A 19,981-nucleotide genomic window follows, 5' to 3' on the forward strand; every position below is an offset into this window, starting at 1 on the left:
CAACCTGACCGGGAAAACAACCGGTAGCGTTACTGGGACTTGCGTACGCGGATATACCATTCGCACAGCAGGCGGACCTGCTTCTCGGTGTAACCGCGGTTGATCAGGCGTTTGACGAACTCCCCGTGCTTGCGCTGGTCCTCGGACGAGGCCTTGGCATTGAAGGAGATGACCGGAAGAAGGTCCTCGGTGTTGGAGAACATTTTCTTCTCGATGACCGAACGCATCTTTTCGTAGCTCATCCAGGTCGGATTCTTGCCGTGGTTGTTGGCCCGGGCGCGCAGCACGAAGTTGACGATCTCGTGGCGGAAATCCTTCGGGTTGCTGATACCGGCCGGTTTCTCGATCTTCTCCAGCTCCTCGTTGATGGCCTGGCGGTCGAGGATGTCGCCGGTTTCCGGATCACGGTATTCCTGGTCCTGAATCCAGAAGTCGGCATAGGTGCAGTAGCGGTCGAAGATGTTCTGACCATATTCCGAGTAGGACTCGAGATAGGCAGTCTGAATCTCCTTGCCGAGGAAGTCGATATATTTCGGCGCGATGAACTCCTTCAGGAAGCCGATATAGCGATCCTGGGTCTCGGCCGGGAACTGCTGCTGCTCGATCTCTTTTTCCAGCACGTAGAGCAGGTGTACCGGGTTGGCCGAGACTTCGGTCGGGTCGAAGTTGAACACCTTCGACAGGATCTTGAAGGCAAAGCGGGTCGAGAGACCGTTCATGCCTTCATCGACACCGGCGGCATCCTTGTACTCCTGCAGCGACTTGGCCTTGGGATCGGTATCCTTGAGGTTCTCGCCATCATAGATGCGCATCTTCGAGTAGAGGCTGGAATTTTCCGGCTCCTTGATGCGGGACAGGGTGGTGAACTGCGCCAGCATGTTGAGGGTGTCCGGTGCGCAGGGCGCTTCGTTGAGCGAGCTGTTTTCCAGCAGCTTCTCGTAGATGCGGACCTCTTCGGATACGCGGGTGCAGTAGGGCACCTTGACGATATAGACACGGTCGATGAAGGCTTCATTGGTCTTGTTGTTCTTGAACGACTGCCACTCGGATTCGTTGGAGTGCGCCAGCACAATGCCGTCGAACGGAATGGCGCCCATGCCCTCGGTGCTGTTGTAGTTGCTCTCCTGGGTGGCGGTCAGCAGCGGATGAAGCACCTTGATCGGTGCCTTGAACATCTCGACGAACTCCATCATCCCCTGGTTGGAGCGGCACAGCGCACCGGAGAAGCTGTAGGCATCCGGGTCATGCTGCGGGAACTCCTCCAGCTTGCGGATATCGACCTTGCCCACGAGGCTGGAAATGTCCTGGTTGTTCTCGTCGCCCGGTTCGGTCTTGGCCAGTGCGATCTGATTGAGGATCGACGGGTAGAGCTTGACCACCTTGAACCGGCTGACATCGCCGCCGTATTCCTTCAGGCGCTTGACCGCCCAGGGCGACATGATGCCCTTGAGGTAGCGCCGCGGAATGCCGAACTCCTGCTCCAGGATCTCGGCGTCCTCTTCCGGGGTGAAGAGTCCGAGTGGCGACTCGAACACCGGCGAGCCCTTGATGGCGTAAAAGGGGACATGTTCCATCAGGTGCTTGAGTTTCTCGGCGAGGGAGGATTTGCCGCCACCGACAGGGCCGAGCAGGTAGAGGATCTGCTTGCGCTCCTCGAGCCCCTGGGCCGCATGCTTGAAATAGGAAACGATGTTCTCGATCGCCTCCTCCATACCGTAAAATTCGCTGAAGGCCGGATAGCGCTTGATCACTTTGTTGGAAAAGATGCGGCTCAGACGCGAATCCCTTGAAGTATCCACGGTTTCCGGCTCTCCGATCGCCTTGAGCATGCGCTCGGCCGCGTTGGCGTAGGCCAGCGGATCCGTCTTGCACAGCGCAAGGAACTCATGCAGGCTCATCTCTTCCTGCTGCGTCGCTGAATAGCGCGCTTTGAAGTGTTCAAAAATACTCATAATTGGCTACCTTCCTGTCTCATTACCACCTTGATTGGTAAGGTTTTTACGGTCCTATTCTGTCCTTTTCTGCCTTCCTTTGAATCTAGTGTAGCCCACCTTTGGTGTGCCGATCGGTGTTCGCGAAAGAAATGCTGAAACTGATCTTCGTCAAACCTTTGATACGGCGTGGCGAAGCAAGTTCAGGGCCCTGCGCTCAAGTTTTTTCCTGCAATGTCTCGATCATTGCCTGCATAAATCGGGCCGCTTCGCCGCCGGTTGCTGCCCTGTGGTCGAAGGTAACCGACAGAGGCAGGATGCGGTGGCCCTCTACCCGGTTGTCGATCCAGACCGGTTCCCGGCGAATTTTGCCTGCGCCGACAATTGCCACCTGGGGCGGCATCACCACCGGTGTCGCGTGGCGCCCGCAAAGGGTGCCGAAATTGCTGAGCGTGATGCTGGCCCCCTGCAGCTCCGACGGCGGAATGGTGCGCGCCCTGACATCGGCACGCAGCCGGTTCAGTCCTTCGCGCAGGTCATCGCTGTCGCGGTTGCCGATATCCCGCAGTACTGGCACGAAGAGGCCCTGGTCGGTATCGACGGCGACACCCAGGTTTACGGTCTGCTGCAGCCGCCGGTTCAGGTGCCGGCCATCGAACCAGGCATTGAGGGCGGGCTCGCGCGCACAACCGGCGGCGATCGCCCGCACCAGCTGCATGGTGATATCGCTACCCTCGTGCCAATGCTCGATATCGACGTCCTCGAACAGGGTCACGGGCACCACCTGTGCATGGGCCTCGGCCATGTTGCGTGCCATCTGCTTGCGCACGCCGCGCAGCGGTTCCGGTGCGCCGAGGCTGCGATTGATACTGGCGGCCTGCTCCACATCATCCGCGGTGATCAGGCCCTGGCGGCCGCTGCCGGACAGCGACGAGATATCCACCCCCAGGCGCTGTGCCAGGCTGCGCACCGCGGGTGTCGCCTTGCCGACCTGGTGCGCCCGGGAACTCGGCGAGGCGCCGATGATGAAGTCGTCCCGGCCGCCTTCGCCCTGACCGCGCTGGATCTGGCCCACCACGGTGCCGCTGTCCTCCTGTTCGCCGCTTTCGAACTCGATCAGGGGTTCGCCGGTATGGATGCTGTCGCCGGCGCACCAAATAGATGCGCGATAACGCCATCCTGGGGCGAGGGCACCTCGATGATCGCCTTGGCCGTCTCCACCGATACGACGATCTGGTCGGTCTTGACGCTGTCCCCTTCCTTGACGTGCCATTCCAGAATCTCGGCCTCGGGCAGGCCTTCGCCCAGGTCCGGTAGCTTGAAATATTTCATGCGAACTCCAGTGTCTGTCGGGCCGCTTCGATAATGTCTTGCGCATTGGGCATATAGTGATTTTCAAGACGGTAGTACGGCATGACCGTGTCGTAGCCGGTGACCCGGGCTATCGGCGCCTGCAGATCGAGCAGGCCGCGCTCCGACAGGGTCGCGGCGATCTCGGCGCCCATGCCGCCGTGGCGCGGCGCCTCGTGAACGATGACGCAGCGCCCGGTCTTGCTGACCGATGCCAGCAGCGTCTCCTGATCGAGCAGGTTGAGGGTGGCGACATCGATGACCTCGGCACTGATACCGTCCTCGGCCAGCGCATCGGCGGCCTCGAGCGTCTCCTTGACCATGGCGCCCCAGCTGATCAGGGTGATGTCGCTGCCTTCGCGCAGTGTGAAGCAGCTATCCAGCGGCAGCGCTTCGCCGTTGTCCTCGACCGGCTGCTTCACTGCGCGGTAGATGCGCTTCGGCTCGAGGAAGATTACCGGGTCGGGACTGCGGATCGCCGCCAGCAGCAGGCCATAGGCCCGGGCCGGCGACGACGGGATCACCACCCGCAGGCCCGGAATCTGCGCCAGCAGCGCCTCGGTGCTCTCGGAGTGGTGCTCCGGCGCGTGGATGCCGCCGCCGAAGGGCGCGCGTATCACCAGCGGGCAGCTCAGGCGGCCGCGGGTGCGGTTGCGCATGCGGGCGGCGTGGCCGATGATCTGCTCCATCACCGGAAAGATGAAGCCCATGAACTGGATCTCGGCGACCGGCTTCAGTCCCTGGGTCGCCATGCCGACCGAGAGCCCGGCGATCAGGTTTTCCGCCAGCGGGGTATCCATGATGCGACGCGGACCGAAGCGTTCGAGCAGTCCGACAGTGGCGCGGAAGACGCCGCCGTTGGTGCCGATATCCTCGCCCAGCAGCACCACCTGCTCGTCGCGGTCCAGCTCGTGGGCGAGCGCCAGGTTGACCGCTTCGACCAGCGTAATCGATTGACTCATCGCGGCATCCTCCCCTTCAGTCCTGCTCATGATGGCTGCCTCCCGCGGCGGACCGGGCCAGTGCCAGCTCCCGCTGTTCGGTGAGCTGGGGGGCAGCTCGGCGTAGATATGGTCGAAGATCGCGCCGACCGCATCCGGCGGTGTCGCCAGGTAGTCGTCGACCGCCTGCTGCACGATGCGGCTGATCTCGGCCTGCCAGCTCTGCTCCTGCTCCTCGTTCCACCAGCCGCGGCCATGCAGGTAGTTGCGCAAGCGTTTGACGGGCTCGTGTTCCCAGGCCGCCTTGAGTTCCTCGTTGCTGCGATAGCGGGTGGCGTCGTCGGCGGTGGTATGGTCCGACAGCCGATAGCTGATCGCCTCGATCAGGCTCGGCCCCTTGCCGTTGCGGGCCCGCTCCAGGGCGCGCGCGACGGCCTCGTGCACCGCCACGACGTCGTTGCCGTCGACCTGTTCGCCGCGGATGCCGGCGCCGATCGCCTTCTGTGCCAGCGTCGGGGCGCCGCACTGCATTGCCCGGGGCACCGATATCGCCCATTGATTGTTGTTGACGATCATCACCAGCGGCAGTTGCCGGCGCCGGCGACGTTGAGCGCCTCGAGAAAGTCGCCCTTGGAAGTGGCGCCGTCGCCGCAGAGGGTCACGGCGACCCTTTTCTCGTTGCGGATGCGAAAGGCCGCGGCAACACCGCAGGCATGCAGGCACTGGGTCGCGATCGGCACGCAGTTGGGCAGGTCCTGGCGCTGCGCCGGGTTGGCGCTGCCGCGCTCGTCTCCGCCCCAGTACAGCAGCACGTCGCGCCATTCGCTGCCCCTTATCACCTGCATGGCGTGGTTGCGGTAGTAGGGGATCAGCACATCCTCCTCCCGCATCAGGCTGGCGGTGGGTATATCGATCGCCTCGCTGCCCAGCAGTGACGGGTAGGTGCCGAGCTGGCCGGTGCGCTGCAGCGCGATCGCCTTGGTGTCGAACTGCCGGGCCAGTGTCATCTGGCGGTAGTATTCGACCAGCGTATCGGCTTGCGCGGCCCAGTCGGGCAGCTCTGCAACGGGCTGTCCGGCGGCATCGAGGAAGCGTGAAAAGCGTATCTCACCCTGATAGGCGATGGTCGTCATGGCGATGATCCTCTTATATCGAACCCGGGATTCAGGCCGCGCTGTGGTGCGCGCCGGCGTCGGCGGCGGCACTGGCGATAATGGATTCGGCACGGCTGTCGGCGACCTCGCTGGTCGGCCGGCGTTCGCGGTCGGCCTGCTCGAACAGCGCTTTCAGCTGATCGCCGATCCCCCTGACCTTGTTGTCGATCGCCCGGGCGGGGGCCCTGGCATGATGCAGCGCGACGAAGATGAGTCCGCCGGCATTGATCAGGTAATCCGGCGCATAGAGAATGCCGCGATTGCGCAGCTGCTCGCCGTGGCGCGGCTCGGCCAGCTGGTTGTTGGCCGAGCCGGCGACGATCGCGCACTGCAGCTGGGCGATGCTGACGTCGTTGAGCACGGCGCCAAGGCCGCAGGGACAGAACACATCGGCAGGAGCGGCATAGATCTCCTCCGGGGCCACCGTGCGGGCGCCGAAGGCCTGGATGGCCGCCGTTACCCGCTGTGGGTCCAGGTCGCAGACGATCAGCCGGGCGCCGGCATCGTGCAGATGGCGGGCCACGGCAAAGCCGACATGGCCGAGCCCCTGCAAGGCGACCCGCACGCCACTGAGCTGGTCGCGGCCCAGGCGGTGACGCACGGCCGCGCAGATGCCTTCGAATACACCCCGTGCGGTATAGGGGGATGGGTCGCCGGCGTCGCTGGTGCAGCTGACCCAGCGGGTCTCGGTGGCGATGGCGTCCATATCGGCGACCCGGGTGCCGCTGTCCATGGCGGTGATGTAGCGTCCGCCGAGCGTCTCGACGAAACGGCCGAAGCTGCGCATCAGTGCGTTGCGGTCAAAATCGCCGGGGGCTTCATCACCACGGCCTTGCCGCCGCCGTGGGGCAGGTCAGCCAGTGCGGCCTTGTAGCTCATGCCTCGGGCCAGGCGAATCGCATCGGTGATCGCTGCCTCGTCGGACGCATAGTCGATAAATCGACAGCCGCCGATTGCCGGGCCTCTCAGGGTGGAATGGATGGCGATAATGGCGTTGAGGCCGCTCTGGGGATCGGATGCGAAATGAAGATCGGCCAGGCCTGCGCTTTCCATCTGCTTGAACATGACGGGGTCCTCCGTAGACAGTTGACGCCGGAGCGTCCTTTGTCGGGCCTTGTGGGCCCGGGGAGCCCTTGGCGCCGTCACCCGGGGTGTTGGCGACGGCCGCTTGCAAGACTCCCGGTTACCTTTTGGATAGCACAGGTTTTGCCAAAGTTCAGGGACCTGACTGAAATTAAGTGTTTGATTTTGCGAGTGCGAAAAGCCAGGCGGCACTGCTGAAAGGCAGGTGGATGTCTGGTGGCGGAGGCGGTTAAAAGCGCACGAAAGTACCGGCTTCAGGGTTTCTGCGGCGTCTCTACTCGCTGCGTTCGGAGCTGATCAGCCAGCGGTTGTCGTTGCGAACCAGGGTCAGTTCGCGGCGGACAGGCTGGTCGGCACCCTGCGCTCTGGCGATCAGCGTGACTTCGACCCAGTCCGGGCTCATCACGGCCAGCTCATATTCCTGCAGCTGCAGCGGGTCTGCGGCCGGCGGCAGGGAGGACAGCCAGTCACGGTGGCTCGTTTTGGCGTCGGAACGGTAACCGGGGATATAGAGGCTGGCACGCTGTGCGGGCGTGAATGCGGGGCTTTGCGCCCAGTGTTCCAGCTGTGTGCCGACGCGGGCGGCGATGCTGTCGTCGTCGTTGGCATCCTGGGCGGCATCGAGGGCTTTCAACTCGGGCCGACCACGCACGCGCTTGAGTCCCAGGGCATCGTAATAGGTATTGCCGGCCAGTGCCCCGTAGAGGCTGCGCAGGTTGTCATGTATCCGGGCATAGTGGGGGTGGGTGTCGAGGGCCTTTCGCAGCTGCTCGAGGGCGGCGCTGTACTGGCCCTGTTGCGCCAGCAGAACGCCGAGGTTGTTGTAGGCCTCGGGGCGTTCGGGGAACTGCAGAATCAGCTGCTCAAGACCGATGCGAACCTGGTCGATGTGGCCCTGGCGCTGCGCTTCGGCGGCCTGCTGCAGGGCCTCCCGGTAGCGCGCGTCGGCCAGCAGGCTGGGCAGCGGCGGTGCCGGTGCCGGTGCCGGTGCCTGAGCGGGCCCCGCCGGTTCCGGGGGCAGTCGGATGTCGCCGCTGCCGGTGCCCGCCGGACTGTCGCTCAGCGCCGCCTTTTCGCTGCTGAGCCAGCTCTTGATCTCGGCCAGCCGGGCGTAGAGTTCGGCATCGTCGATGTCGCGCTCGACGGGAGTCGGGTCCTCCGGGGCCTGCTGCTTCTGCGGGTCGCAGCTGAATGCCTCGTCGCTGCCGCCACGCAGGCAGTAGGGGAGTCCGGCGGCTCGACCTGGTCGTGAACGGACATGCCGCCGCAACCGGCGAGGCTCAATATGAGCGGAACGACCATGGCATGACGTGCAAATTTGGACATCGCTTACCTACATCCCTGTCAGCAGATTCAATGGCGGCCCAGTATACGATGCAGCCGCCGTTGCCTGAAGCCGGTGTTCAGTGCTGGGCGCCCGAGAGCACGAGACCTGCGCCGATCAGGGCGCTGCCGGTGACGCGGTTCTGGGTACGGCGGGCGCACTCGTCGCGCATCCAGAAGCGCAGTCTCGATGCCAGCAGACTGTAACCGGTCATGACCCCCAGTCGACGGCCACCAGGGTGCCGCCGATGATCAGCAGTTGTGGTGCCTGGGCCGCATGGGGATCGAGGAACTGCGGTATCAGTGCCACCAGGAACACCAGACCCTTGGGGTTGGTGATGTTGATCAGCAGGCTTTGCAGGTAGGCCCGGCGCCAGTGCACGGTCTTCGCTGCGCCGAGACTGAATTCGCCTTTCTCGCGCCATTTCTGGATACCGAGCCAGACCAGATAGGCGACACCGGCCCACTTGATCAGGGTGAACAGCGTGACCGAGGCGGCGACCAGGCTGCCAAGACCGACGCCGACGATCAGAATCTGGGTGCCGTAACCGCTGATCAGCCCGAGGATGGCGGGCTGTGCCCGGCGTACACCCTGGCTGAGGCCATGACTCATCGCCGTCACGGCCCCGGCGCCGGGGGAGAGACTGATCAGGATCGCCGCGGCCAGCAACGTCAGCCAGATACTCAGTGTCATGATGCCGATACCTCGAAAATGAAAACAGCCACCCTAAGGTGGCTGTTGGTATGCAGGTTGTCAATCGTGGCCGTAGGGTGGCAATGAGCGTAGCGAATTCCACCGGTGAATCGTATTCCGGGTGGCGTTCCACCGGCGGTATCGGGCACCAACGGTGGAATTCGCACCTTCGGTGCTCATTCCACCCTACAAGACCGTTAACCTGCCGCCTTTTCCCGAGCGATGGCACGGTAGGCGATGTCCGTTCGGCCAGATAAAGAGCGCGTCCTTCCCGCCTTGTTACTTGGTCGCCTTTTCCCGAGCGATGGCGCGATAAGCAATATCCGTTCGGTAGTAGGCATCTTTCCAGCTTACCTGCTCGAGCAGCGCATAGGCGCGCTGCTGGGCATCGGTGACGCTGTCGCCGAGGGCCGTGACGCAGAGCACGCGACCGCCGGCGGTGACCACCTGACCGTCGACAAGCCTGGTACCGGCGTGGAAGATCTTGCTGTCGGCCGGGCATTCGGCCGGCAGGCTGATGTGGTCACCCTTGCGGTAGTCGCCGGGATAACCGCCGGCGGCCATGACCACGCCCACCGACGGGCGCGGGTCCCAGTCGGCGTTGACCCGGTCGAGACGACGCTCGATCGCGGCCTGGCACAGTTCGACCAGGCTGGACCTGAGGCGCAGCATGATCGGCTGTGTTTCCGGATCACCGAAGCGGCAGTTGTACTCGATCACCTTGGGGGTGCCGTCGGCCATGATCATCAGACCGGCGTAGAGGAAGCCGGTGTATTCGTTGCCCTCGCTCGCCATGCCGCGCACCGTCGGCATGATGACTTCGTCCATCACCCGCTGGTGGATGTCCGCAGTCACGACCGGTGCCGGGGAGTAGGCGCCCATGCCGCCGGTATTGGGGCCGCTGTCGCCGTTGCCGACACGCTTGTGGTCCTGACTGGTAGCCATTGCCAGAACGTGCTCGCCGTCGACCATGACAATGAAGGAGGCCTCTTCGCCGTCGAGGAACTCCTCGACCACGACGCGGCTGCCGGCGTCACCGAAGGCATTGCCCGCCAGCATGTCGCGGATCGCCTCTTCGGCCTCTTCCAGCGTCATCGCCACGATAACGCCCTTGCCGGCGGCCAGGCCGTCGGCCTTGATCACGATCGGGGCACCCTTCTCGCGCACGTAGGCGATGGCGGGATCGATCTCGGTGAAGTTTTGGTACTCGGCCGTCGGAATGGCGTGACGGGCGAGGAAATCCTTGGTGAAGGCCTTGGAGCCTTCGAGCTGGGCGGCCGCGGCGGTCGGGCCAAAGATCGGCAGGCCGGCTGCGCGGAAGCGATCGACGACGCCGGCGACCAGCGGCGCTTCCGGTCCGACGATGGTCAGGCCGATGGCGTTGTCGCGGGCGAAGGCGACCAGAGCGTCGAGGTCCAGCACGTCGATGGCGACGTTTTCCAGCTTGGCTTCGGTCGCGGTGGCGGCATTGCCGGGGGCGACGAAGACTTTTTCGACTGCGGCGTCACGGGCCGCGGACCAGGCCAGGGCGTGCTCGCGTCCGCCGGAGCCGATAACCAGTACTTTCATGATTACTCCTTAAACGCACAGAGCCCCGCCTGGGCGGGGCTGCTGTCCAGATCAGTGGCGGAAGTGGCGCATGCCGGTGAAGACCATGGCGATGCCGGCTTCGTCGGCCGCCTGGATCACTTCTTCATCGCGCATCGAGCCGCCCGGCTGGATTACCGCGGAGATGCCAACCTTGGCGGCATTGTCGATGCCGTCGCGGAACGGGAAGAAGGCGTCGGACGCCATGACCGCGCCCTTGACCTCGAGACCGGCGTGCTCGGCTTTGATCGCGGCGATGCGGGCGGAGTTGACGCGGCTCATCTGGCCGGCACCGACGCCGATGGTCTGACGGTTTTTGGCGTAGACGATGGCGTTGGACTTAACGAACTTGGCCACTTTCCAGGCGAAGACCAGGTCGTGGATCTCCTGCTCGGTCGGCGCACGCTTGGTCACCACCTTGAGGTCGTCTGCGGTGATCATGCCGATATCGCGGCTCTGTACCAGCAGGCCGCCGTTGACGCGCTTGTAGTCGAGGTCGGCGTGACGCTCGGCCGGCCACTCGCCGCACTCGAGCAGGCGCACGTTGGCCTTGGCGGCTACGGCTTCGCGGGCCTCGGCACTGATGCGCGGTGCGATGATCACCTCGACGAACTGACGCTCGACGATCGCTTTGGCGGTGTCGCCGTCAAGCTCGCGGTTGAAGGCGATGATGCCGCCGAAGGCGGATTCGGTGTCGGTGGCGTAGGCCAGCTCGTAGGCCTGGCGGATGCCGCCTTCGGGGCTGACGCCGACGCCGCAGGGGTTGGCGTGCTTGACGATGACGCAGGCCGGCTTGGTGAAGCTCTTGACGCACTCCAGCGCCGCATCGGTGTCGGCGACGTTGTTGTACGACAGTTCCTTGCCCTGCAGCTGGCGCGCGGTGGCGATGCTGGCTTCGGCCGGGTTTGCCTCGACGTAGAACGCGGCCTTCTGGTGAGGGTTCTCGCCGTAGCGCATCTCCTGCGCCTTGACGAACTGGGTGTTGAAGGTGCGCGGGAAGTCGGCAGGTGTCTGCTCGCTGCCGTCGACGATGGCGCCGAGATAGTTGGCGATCATGCCGTCGTAGGCCGCGGTGTGCTCGAACGCCTTGACCGCCAGGTCGAAGCGGGTCTTGTAGCTCAGGCCGTCGTTATCGGTCAGTTCGGCGAGGATGGCATTATAATCGCTGGCGTTGACGACGATGGCGACATCCTTGTGGTTCTTCGCGGCAGAGCGCACCATGGTTGGACCGCCGATGTCGATATTTTCGATCGCCAGCGGCAGATCGCAGTCGGGGCGGGCGATGGTCTCGGCAAACGGGTACAGGTTGACGACCACCATGTCGATCGGCGCGATGCCGTGCTCGGTCATGACCGCGTCATCGGTGCCGCGGCGGCCCAGGATGCCACCGTGGATCTTCGGATGCAGGGTCTTGACGCGACCGTCCATCATTTCCGGGAAACCGGTGTGGTCCGATACTTCGACAGCATCGATGTTCTGTTCGCGCAGCAGCTTGAAGGTGCCGCCGGTGGAGAGGATCTCAACACCGCGGGCGGCCAGTGCCCGGGCGAAATCGACGATGCCGGTCTTGTCCGAGACGCTGATCAGCGCGCGACGGACCTGAGTACTCTGTTGCTCTGCCATGGTAATTCGGGGTTCCGGTTAGCGAGGAAATCGGTTACAGCAGTCCGTACTGCTTCAGCTTCTTGCGCAGCGTGCCACGGTTCAGACCGAGCAACTGAGATGCCTTGGTCTGGTTGTCCTTGGTGTAGGCCATGACGGTCTCGAACAAGGGGGCCTCGATCTCGGCCAGTACCATCTGATAGACGTCGGTGACCGGCTGACCGTCCAGCTGCTTGAAGTAGTTCGTCAGCGACTGGTGAACGTTGTCACGCAGTGTCTGGGTCCGAATGTCCTGCGGCTGCTGGGGGCGAGCGTCGGCTGTTTAAGTTCTTTAATATCCACTTTGGGTGTCTGTCCATTGCCTGCGATCAGGCTGCCGTCTTGGCCTTTGCCACCTGGGCAAAGAAACCGTCGATGGCGGCGAACTGATCTTCTGCTGTTTCCAACTGATTGAAAGCCTGTCTGAAGACACGGCCGTCCTGTTCGGCCTGCAGGTACCAGCCGACATGCTTGCGCGCGATACGCACGCCCATGTACTCACCATAGAACTGGTGCAATGCCTGCAAATGCTCGACCAGGATCTCCCTGATTTCGGTTCTAGACGGCGCCTCTGTCCGGTGCCCATTGCGCAGGTAATGGTCGATTTCGCGCAGCAGCCAGGGCCTGCCCTGGGCCGCGCGGCCGATCATCACCGCATCGGCACCGGTGTAATCCAGTACCCGGCGGGCCTGCTCGGGACTGTCGATATCGCCATTGGCGAAGACCGGCAGTGCGACGGCCTGTTTGATTGCTCTGATGGTGTCGTACTCGGCCTCGCCCCTGTAACCGCAGGCACGGGTGCGGCCATGGACGGCCAATGCCTGGATTCCCGCCTGTTCGGCGATGCGCGCCACGCGGAGCCCGTTTCGGTTGTGCGGATTCCAGCCGGTGCGTATCTTCAGGGTGACCGGGACATCGACGGCGTCGACAACGGCCTGCAGGATATCCCGTACCAGGGCTTCATCCTGCAGCAGGGCTGAGCCTGCGGCCTTGTTGCAGACCTTCTTGGCCGGGCAACCCATGTTGATATCGATGATCTGGGCGCCGCGCGCCACGTTCATGCGCGCGGCATCGGCCATCATCTCCGGATCGCCGCCGGCAATCTGCACGGAGCGGGGTTCGGGCTCGCCTTCGTGGTCGAGCCTGAGGGCGGATTTGCGGCTGTTCCATAGCCGGGTATCGGAGGTGACCATCTCCGATACCACCATGCCGGCGCCGAGTCGTCGGCAGAGCTGACGAAAGGGCCTGTCGGTGACGCCTGCCATCGGTGCCAGTACGACCTGACTGTCAATGGTGTAGGGACCGATCCGGAACATGGCTGACCTTATTTCAGAGAAAAACACCGCGAAGCCTCGTGGGCTCCGAACCTGGTTCACTCAAGGAAGGCGAGCAATGATACCGCTTCGGACCGGGCTCTCCAACCCGTCGGTGATGAAAAAATGAGCAAAAACGCTCTTGCGCTAAAGGCTGGCTGGTGCTAACCGGACCTCGTAACTGACGGCGCGCCGCCCCGGGTCCAGGATGTCGACGCTGATCTGGTAGGGCAGGGCGGGCGTCATGTTCAGCGGGTCGAGCGAGTCGTCGAGGTAATCGGCCGGCTGCAGGCGCCGGCTGGCGACGGTACGCCCGCGGATATCGGAAAACATAAGGTCGATGGCCGGAAATGGCTGACGGAAGTCGGCAGCATTCTCCAGCAGCAGATGTACGCTCAGCGCATCCTTATATTCGGGGTGTGCCCGTACCACGAGCTGATGATTGCGGATCTGCGTGACCGACTGGCGTGGCGGGATACCGCAGATCACCTGGTTGCAGAGAACTTCGTAGAAGCCGTCGAGTTCGGGCTGGCGCGACAGTTCGATGCGATTGAACCAGAGAAGCTGAGCGGCCAGCAGCAGCAGTGCCGCCGCGCAGCCGAGGCTCCAGCCCAGGATGGCGCCGGGTGGCTCGGGTTCGGGCCCCCGCTCAAGCTCCAGCGGCTCGGCATGCAGGTCGCTCAGCGACAGGGTGGGCAGGGCTGCCGGAGCGGTTTGGGCGCGCTCTGTTGTCCCTGTGATGTCGCGACCGGGCATTGCCGTCGACCGGTCTGGCGCAGGCTCGGTTGCGGGCGGCGAGGCCGGGCGTCGAGGGGCTTCGGGTTGCGATCGTCCGGGATCCGGTGTCCAGTAGTATACGTCTGCCCTGTGCCGGGCGGTCTCCGCTTCCTGGCGCGGCGGCTGTTCCGGGGGCTGCTGCGACATCGGACCGTCCGGGAGAAAGGTCACCGGTAGCGGGGTCTCGATCTCGAGTCTGTCCGCGTCGTCGTCCGCGTCCGGGGCGCTTTCGGAGGAGCGCATCAGCCGGCTCCGGTTCGGTTTCCGGCGCCGGTTCCGGTTGATGCCGCTGTTCCGGCCCGTCGCCCGAGTAGGGCTGGTGTGCACGGGCATCGAACACCGTCAGGCAGGCACCGCAGCGCACCTTGCCGTCGGCCAGCCGGAGCTGGCCGTCACTGACGTTGAAGCGTGTCTCGCATTCGGGACACTCGGTGACGATGCCGTTGTGCATGGCTCAGAGCCTCGTGCCGGAGATCCTGATCCAGCCGTCCCGCTCCACCACCGGGTCGAGGCTGAACCACTGGCCATAGGCCGCACGGATTTCGTCGGCCTGCTGTTCGAGCAGTCCGGACAGGGCGAGGCGGCCGCCGCTGCGAACCCTCCCGGCCAGTGTTGGCGCGAGCTCGACCAGGGGCCTGCGAGAATATTCGCCACCAGTACATCGGTCTCCCGTTGCGGCGCCTGTTCCGGCAGGCTGGCGTCGAGGCGCTCCGGTGCCTGGCCGTTGCGTTCGAGATTGCTGCGGGTGGCCTGCAGTGCCGGGGTCTATGTCGACCGCCAGCACCGAACGGGCGCCCAGCAGCAGCGCGGCGATGCCGAGGATGCCGGAGCCGCAGCCGTAGTCGGTGACGGTCCTGTCGTCGAGCGGCTCCGCATCGAGCCATTCGAGGCAGAGTGCGGTGGTTGGGTGGGTGCCGGTACCGAATGCCAATCCGGGGTCCAGCATCAGGTTCACCGCATCGGGCTCCGGCGCTTCGCGCCAGCTGGGGCAGACCCATAGCCGTTGGCCGAAACGCATCGGATGATAATTGCTCATCCACTCGCGCTCCCAGTCCTTGTCCTCGAGAATCTCGGCCCGCAGTTCCGGTGCTGGCTGATCGGGAAACAGCTGTTCATGGGCCTGACGGACGATCTCTTCGGTGTGCTTCAGGTCGTGCTCGGCGGCGAACAGCCCGGTGATGGTGGTGTTGGACCAGAGCGGCGTGGTGCCGAGGTCCGGCTCGAAGATCGGCTCGTCCGCCGAGTCCTGATAGGTCACGGCTGCGCAGCCGGCCGCCAGCAGGATGTCTTCATACTGCTCCGCCACATCGGGTTTGATCGAGAGCTTGATTTGTAGCCAGGGCATAAGGGGTCCGTATTGCTCGTGTAAAAGGAATAAGGATGAGTATGGCGGATCGGGCGCGGCTGTGAAACCTCATGTAGAAGGTAACAGGTTACGCGTTACGCGTTACGTGTTACGCGTAACCCCGCAAAAAAGCCCGCGGCTGCGGGCTTTTGCTGGATGCAGCTTGTCGCCTGTCGCTACAGGCTTGCCGCTTCTGTCAAAGACCCAGCTTCTTCTCCAGGTAGTGGATATTGACACCACCTGTGCTGAACCTGCCGTCACGCACGATATCCTGATGCAGCGGGATGTTGGTGCGGATGCCTTCGACCAGCATCTCGTCGAGCGCATTGCGCATGCGGATCAACGCCGTTTCGCGGTCTTCGCCGTAGGTGATCAGCTTGGCCACCAGGGAGTCGTAGTTCGGCGGTACCGTGTAGCCGCTGTAGAGGTGCGAATCCACCCGTACACCGAATCCGCCCGGGGCATGGAAATGCTTCACATGGCCGGGACTCGGCAGGAAGGACTTCGGGTCCTCGGCGTTGATGCGGCACTCGAAGGCATGGCCGCGGCAGACGATATCGTCCTGGCTGTAGGACAGCTTGTGTCCGGAGGCGATGCGCAGCTGCTCCTTGACGATATCGACACCGGTGACCATTTCGGTGACCGGATGCTCGACCTGTACGCGGGTATTCATCTCGATGAAGTAGAAGCCGCCGTCCTCGTAGAGGAACTCGAAGGTGCCGGCACCGCGGTAGCCGATGGTGAGGCAGGCGTCGATACAGGACTGCAGTACGCGGTGACGCGCCTCTTTGTCGATCAGCGGTGCAGGCGCTTCCTCGACCACCTTCTGATGACGGCGCTGCATCGAGCAGTCGCGGTCGTAGAGGTGGATCGCATTGCCCTGGCCATCGGCCAGTACCTGTACCTCGACATGGCGCGGGTTCTCGAGGAACTTCTCCATGTAGACCGTATCATCGCCGAATGCCGCGGCGGCCTCCGAACGGGTGATATGGATCGAGTTCAGCAGTGCCGCTTCCGTATGCACCACGCGCATGCCACGGCCACCGCCGCCGGCTGCGGCCTTGATGATCACCGGATAGCCGATGCGTTCGGCAATGGCATAGATCTCGTCGGCTTCTTCCGGCAGCGGACCATCGGACCCCGGCACTGTCGGTACGCCGGCCTTCTTCATCGCTTCGATGGCGGACACCTTGTCACCCATCAGGCGAATGACGTCGGCGGTCGGACCGATGAACTTGAAGCCGGAACGTTCGACCTGCTCGGCGAAGTTGGCATTTTCGGCGAGGAAGCCGTAGCCGGGATGAATGCCGCTGGCATCGGTCACCTCGGCGGCGCTGATGATCGCCGGAATATTGAGATAGCTCGCCGGAGACGGTGCCGGACCGATACAGACGGCTTCATCGGCCATGCGGACATGCATCAGGTCGCGGTCCGCAACGGAGTGTACCGCCACGGTCTTGATGTCGAGCTCCTTGCAGGCCCGCAGTATCCGCAGCGCGATTTCGCCTCGGTTGGCTATGACGACTTTTTCAAGCATCTGTTAAGTTCCTTGATCTGATGCTGCGGCACTTAGACGATGGTGACGAGCGGCTGGTCGTATTCGACCGGCTGGCCGTCTTCGACCAGAATGGCTTCGATCACGCCGGACTTGTCGGCTTCGATCTGGTTCATCATCTTCATCGCCTCGACGATACAGATCACGTCACCGGCCTTGACGCTCTTGCCGACGTCGATGAATGCCGGCGAGCTCGGAGACGGCGAGCGATAGAAGGTGCCGACCATCGGCGAGCGGACAACGTGTCCGTTGTGCTCGGGCGCGGCGGCCGGCTCTGTGGTGGCCGGTGCCGGGGCTGCTGCCGGCGCGGTCGGGGCGATGGCCTGCTGCGGGTAGGCCGGCATCATCATCTGTGCCGGTGCGACCTGGGAAAGGCGGCTGATGCGAACGGATTCCTCGCCCTCCTTGATCTCGATTTCATTGATATTGGATTCTTCCAGCAGCTCGATCAGCTTCTTGACTTTGCGGATATCCATTCTGTTCTCGTCTTGATTCGAAGTGGCATTGATATAGGGATGGAGTGGCGTCTTATGCCAGGCTATCGGTCACGGCCTTTAGCGCAAATTCATACCCCTGACTGCCGAAGCCGCAGATCACCCCCGGGCCACATCCGAAAAATAGGAGTGGTGACGGAAGGCTTCGCGCGCATGCACGTTGGAAAGGTGGACCTCGTAGAACGGGATGTCCACTCCCAGCAGTGCATCGCGAAGCGCCACGCTGGTGTGCGTGAAAGCCGCCGGGTTGATGATAATGAAGGCGACGCCTTCATCCCGGGCGGCATGAATGCGCTCAATCAGCTGATATTCGGCGTTGCTCTGAAAACTGCTCAGCTCATGCCCCGCCGCCCGGGCCTGGGATGCCAGTCGCAGGTCGATATCCTGCAGCCGGGTCGCGCCGTAGATTTCGGGCTCGCGGGTACCGAGCAGGTTCAGGTTGGGTCCGTGCAGAACCAGGATTCTGGCCATCCAGATGCCTCGGGAAACAGCAGTCAGGGAGAATTGACCGCCTAGTGTGCATGAAAGTCCAATAGCTGTCTATCGAAACCCCGAATTTGCGGTGTTAGCGGCTATTTCCAAGAAGTTAAGGCAGATTTCCCCGTCTCTTCGTCTCGCCGTCTGGCCTTTTTATGAGCAGTTCAGGTGCCCTTCAGCCCGCTTTGCGGGCGTTGCGCCGGGGCCGGCGTTGACGCTGTTGGGCAAATCGGTGATAGTGCGTTGCAGCATTATAGGGACGCAACCGTAGCTGCGTCCCCTGACAGGACTCGGGATAGGGAATGGCATTGGAGAAACTGCAACGGTGGTGGCTGGTCCGCTGGGATGGCCTGAGTGCGCGGTTCGGCTCGTCGGGCTGGGCGAAGTGGCTGGCGGGACTGGTCGGCGTCTATCTGCTCGCATGCGTGATTACCGGCATGTTCTGGAGCTGGGAGCCGGGACGCTTCGATGTCCGGGAGGCCGCCGTCGGCGGGACGGCCGTTGCGACTCCGGTCGTCGGCAGTCATACAACCGGGGCGCTGATCAATATCGTCGAGACGCTGCTCGACAAGCCCGGCGGCTACATCAGCAACGACCGTCTGCCGCCCGGAGTCTGGCTCGACAATGTGCCGAGCTGGGAATTCGGTGCGCTGGTGCAGGCGCGCGACCTGAGCCGGGCGCTGCGCAAGGATTTCAGCCGTTCCCAGTCGCAGTCCACCGAAGACCCCGATCTGGCCAAGGGCGAGCCGCTGCTGCATTTCAACAACAGGAGCTGGCTGCTGCCCTCGAGCGAGGGTGAATACCGCAAGGCCGTGGCGCATTTCCGGGCCTACCAGCGCCGGCTGGCCGACCCGGCCCAGACCCAGTCGCAGTTCTATGCCCGGGCCGACAACCTCAACGACTGGCTCGGCGATGTCTCCACGCGCCTCGGCAGTCTGTCGCAGCGCCTCAGTGCCAGTGTCGGTCAGCGCCGCCTCAATACCGATCTGGCTGGTGAGGCGGGGGCACAGCAGTCGACCGCCACCGGCGCCGAAATGGATATCAAGACACCCTGGTCCAGGCTCGACGATGTCTTTTACGAGGCCCGGGGTACCGCCTGGGCGCTGATTCATATCCTCCAGGCCGTGGATGCCGATTTCGCCACCGCGCTGGAGAAAAAGAACGCCCGGGTCAGCCTGGAGCAGATCGTTCGAGAGCTGGAGGCCACCCAGGAGACCATCTGGAGCCCGGTGATCCTCAACGGTACCGAGTTCGGCCTGGTCGCCAACCACTCGCTGGTCATGGCCTCCTACATCTCCCGGGCCAATGCGGGCATCATCGACCTGCGCAAGTTGCTGACGCAGGGGTGAGTGGTTAATGGAGAACGAGGCATGAAGCGTGTCGTTTTCAATCAGAAGGGTGGCGTAGGCAAGTCCAGCATCACGACCAATCTGGCAGCGATAAGCGCTGCCCGGGGCTGCGTACGCTGGTGATCGATCTGGATCCGCAGTGCAATTCGACCCACTACCTGCTCGGCGAGAATGCGGCCCACACCCAGACCGACATCCGCGACCTGTTCGAGCAGATGCTGAGCATCCAGCTGAAGCCGGCCGGCGCCGACGAATACGTGCATGAAACGCCCTACGAGAACCTGTACCTGATTCCGTCGAACCGGGATGTCGGCGATCTGCAGGCCAAGCTCGAGGCCAAGCACAAGATCTACAAGCTGCGCGACGCGCTGAACCGGCTCGACGATTACGATGCGATCTATATCGATACGCCGCCGGCGTTCAATTTCTTTACGCTGTCGGCGCTGGTGGCTGCCGAGCGCTGCCTGATTCCGTTCGATTGCGACGAGTTCGCGCGCCAGGCACTCTACAGCCTGCTGGACAACGTGCGCGAAACCCAGATCGACCATAACGAAGGTCTTCGGGTGGAGGGCATCGTCGTCAACCAGTACCAGCCCCGTGCCTCGCTGCCACAGCGCATGGTGCAGGAGCTGACGGCGGAAAACCTGCCGCTGCTGAACAGCCGCATCTCGTCATCGGTGAAGATGCGTGAATCCCACAACGAGGCGCGGCCGCTGATCCATCTGGCGCCGAATCACAAGCTGACGCAGGAATTCGTCGCGCTGTTCGACGAGCTTCATCCGTAGGAGCGCCGCCCCGGTGCGAACAACCTCGGTACCGGACCGTTTCGTCCGGAGCGGGCTCCTGCGGGGGCGCTGAAATTTCCATGGGAGCCAGTAGCCTGGAATGAGCGCAGCGAATTCCGGGTCCCAACCGCCGTGTCATCTCCAGGTGGCGCGCCACCCGATGGATCGCCACCCGATCGGAA

The 19,981-nt window shown here is 63.4% G+C and carries 18 protein-coding genes and 5 pseudogenes; 2 read left to right on the top strand and 21 right to left on the bottom strand.

What is annotated here, in order from left to right; all coding sequences use genetic code 11:
• Window positions 1–29 precede the first annotated feature (29 nt).
• From ACFQDL_RS17805 to aroQ, 21 genes and pseudogenes are all read right to left on the bottom strand, one after another.
• Window positions 30–1,952, bottom strand: a complete 1,923-nt coding sequence (locus ACFQDL_RS17805) for a PrkA family serine protein kinase (RefSeq protein ID WP_379910206.1) — start codon at window positions 1,950–1,952, stop codon at window positions 30–32.
• Window positions 1,953–2,148: 196 nt separating this feature from the next.
• Window positions 2,149–3,009 carry a dihydrolipoamide acetyltransferase family protein gene (locus tag ACFQDL_RS17810; protein WP_379910207.1) on the bottom strand — a complete coding sequence of 287 codons (861 nt, stop codon included), beginning with the start codon at window positions 3,007–3,009 and terminating at the stop codon, window positions 2,149–2,151.
• Window positions 3,010–3,047: 38 nt separating this feature from the next.
• Entirely contained in the window at window positions 3,048–3,263 is a 216-nt protein-coding gene (locus ACFQDL_RS17815) for a biotin/lipoyl-containing protein (RefSeq protein ID WP_379910208.1), read from the bottom strand.
• Complete coding sequence (locus ACFQDL_RS17820) at window positions 3,260–4,243, bottom strand: alpha-ketoacid dehydrogenase subunit beta (protein WP_379913146.1); 984 nt, start codon at window positions 4,241–4,243, stop codon at window positions 3,260–3,262. The genes ACFQDL_RS17815 and ACFQDL_RS17820 overlap by 4 nt, the downstream gene beginning before the upstream one ends.
• A 213-nt stretch (window positions 4,244–4,456) precedes the next feature.
• Window positions 4,457–4,798: pseudogene (locus tag ACFQDL_RS32990) on the bottom strand (thiamine pyrophosphate-dependent enzyme); the annotation flags it as partial.
• The gene (locus tag ACFQDL_RS32995) at window positions 4,798–5,355 is read right to left on the bottom strand and encodes a thiamine pyrophosphate-dependent enzyme (RefSeq protein ID WP_379910209.1); all 558 of its coding nucleotides are present in this window, start codon (window positions 5,353–5,355) and stop codon (window positions 4,798–4,800) included. The gene ACFQDL_RS32995 and the pseudogene ACFQDL_RS32990, both read right to left, overlap by 1 nt.
• A gap of 31 nt (window positions 5,356–5,386) precedes the next feature.
• Window positions 5,387–6,163, bottom strand: a complete 777-nt coding sequence (locus ACFQDL_RS17835) for a Glu/Leu/Phe/Val dehydrogenase family protein (protein ID WP_379910210.1) — start codon at window positions 6,161–6,163, stop codon at window positions 5,387–5,389.
• A complete protein-coding gene (locus tag ACFQDL_RS17840) occupies window positions 6,163–6,441 on the bottom strand; it encodes a Glu/Leu/Phe/Val dehydrogenase dimerization domain-containing protein (protein WP_379910211.1) in 279 nt (92 codons plus the stop codon). Before ACFQDL_RS17840 ends, ACFQDL_RS17835 begins: the two co-directional genes overlap by 1 nt.
• Window positions 6,442–6,733: 292 nt before the next feature.
• Entirely contained in the window at window positions 6,734–7,729 is a 996-nt protein-coding gene (locus ACFQDL_RS17845; protein ID WP_379910212.1) for a tetratricopeptide repeat protein, read from the bottom strand.
• A gap of 133 nt (window positions 7,730–7,862) precedes the next feature.
• A complete protein-coding gene (locus ACFQDL_RS17850) occupies window positions 7,863–7,997 on the bottom strand; it encodes a hypothetical protein (protein WP_379910213.1) in 135 nt (44 codons plus the stop codon).
• Window positions 7,994–8,476, bottom strand: a complete 483-nt coding sequence (locus ACFQDL_RS17855) for a LysE family transporter (protein ID WP_379910214.1) — start codon at window positions 8,474–8,476, stop codon at window positions 7,994–7,996. The genes ACFQDL_RS17850 and ACFQDL_RS17855 overlap by 4 nt, the downstream gene beginning before the upstream one ends.
• Before the next feature lie 279 nt (window positions 8,477–8,755).
• Window positions 8,756–10,045 (bottom strand): phosphoribosylamine--glycine ligase, encoded by a 1,290-nt coding sequence (purD, locus tag ACFQDL_RS17860; protein ID WP_379910215.1) that lies wholly within the window; start codon window positions 10,043–10,045, stop codon window positions 8,756–8,758.
• Window positions 10,046–10,096: 51 nt separating this feature from the next.
• Window positions 10,097–11,686: a bifunctional phosphoribosylaminoimidazolecarboxamide formyltransferase/IMP cyclohydrolase gene (gene purH, locus ACFQDL_RS17865; protein WP_379910216.1), complete on the bottom strand. Its 1,590-nt coding sequence runs from the start codon at window positions 11,684–11,686 to the stop codon at window positions 10,097–10,099.
• 34 nt (window positions 11,687–11,720) lie between these two features.
• On the bottom strand, window positions 11,721–11,954 hold the full coding sequence (gene fis, locus ACFQDL_RS17870; RefSeq protein ID WP_379913148.1) for a DNA-binding transcriptional regulator Fis: 234 nt from the start codon (window positions 11,952–11,954) through the stop codon (window positions 11,721–11,723).
• A gap of 79 nt (window positions 11,955–12,033) precedes the next feature.
• On the bottom strand, window positions 12,034–13,020 hold the full coding sequence (gene dusB, locus ACFQDL_RS17875; protein ID WP_379910217.1) for a tRNA dihydrouridine synthase DusB: 987 nt from the start codon (window positions 13,018–13,020) through the stop codon (window positions 12,034–12,036).
• Window positions 13,021–13,164: 144 nt separating this feature from the next.
• Window positions 13,165–14,037, bottom strand: coding sequence for a DUF3426 domain-containing protein (locus tag ACFQDL_RS17880; RefSeq protein WP_379910218.1), 873 nt, complete (start codon window positions 14,035–14,037; stop codon window positions 13,165–13,167).
• 94 nt (window positions 14,038–14,131) lie between these two features.
• A pseudogene (locus tag ACFQDL_RS17885) lies at window positions 14,132–14,245 on the bottom strand (MJ0042-type zinc finger domain-containing protein); the annotation flags it as partial.
• 3 nt (window positions 14,246–14,248) lie between these two features.
• Window positions 14,249–15,139: pseudogene (prmA, locus tag ACFQDL_RS17890) on the bottom strand (50S ribosomal protein L11 methyltransferase).
• Between the two features lie 196 nt (window positions 15,140–15,335).
• On the bottom strand, window positions 15,336–16,676 hold the full coding sequence (gene accC, locus ACFQDL_RS17895; protein WP_379910219.1) for an acetyl-CoA carboxylase biotin carboxylase subunit: 1,341 nt from the start codon (window positions 16,674–16,676) through the stop codon (window positions 15,336–15,338).
• Window positions 16,677–16,708: 32 nt separating this feature from the next.
• Complete coding sequence (gene accB, locus ACFQDL_RS17900) at window positions 16,709–17,170, bottom strand: acetyl-CoA carboxylase biotin carboxyl carrier protein (RefSeq protein ID WP_379910220.1); 462 nt, start codon at window positions 17,168–17,170, stop codon at window positions 16,709–16,711.
• A gap of 52 nt (window positions 17,171–17,222) precedes the next feature.
• Window positions 17,223–17,659 (bottom strand): annotated as a pseudogene (gene aroQ / locus ACFQDL_RS17905) (type II 3-dehydroquinate dehydratase).
• A 308-nt stretch (window positions 17,660–17,967) separates the two neighbouring features.
• On the opposite strand from aroQ, the gene ACFQDL_RS17910 reads away from it, so the two are divergent.
• Both ACFQDL_RS17910 and ACFQDL_RS17915 read left to right on the top strand, forming a co-directional pair.
• On the top strand, window positions 17,968–19,014 hold the full coding sequence (locus tag ACFQDL_RS17910; protein ID WP_379910221.1) for a DUF2333 family protein: 1,047 nt from the start codon (window positions 17,968–17,970) through the stop codon (window positions 19,012–19,014).
• A 21-nt stretch (window positions 19,015–19,035) separates the two neighbouring features.
• Window positions 19,036–19,799 (top strand): annotated as a pseudogene (locus ACFQDL_RS17915) (ParA family protein).
• Window positions 19,800–19,981: the final 182 nt, after the last annotated feature.

The sequence above is a fragment of the Marinobacterium aestuariivivens genome (genome assembly GCF_042661465.1).
GTDB lineage: Bacteria > Pseudomonadota > Gammaproteobacteria > Pseudomonadales > Balneatricaceae > Marinobacterium_A > Marinobacterium_A aestuariivivens.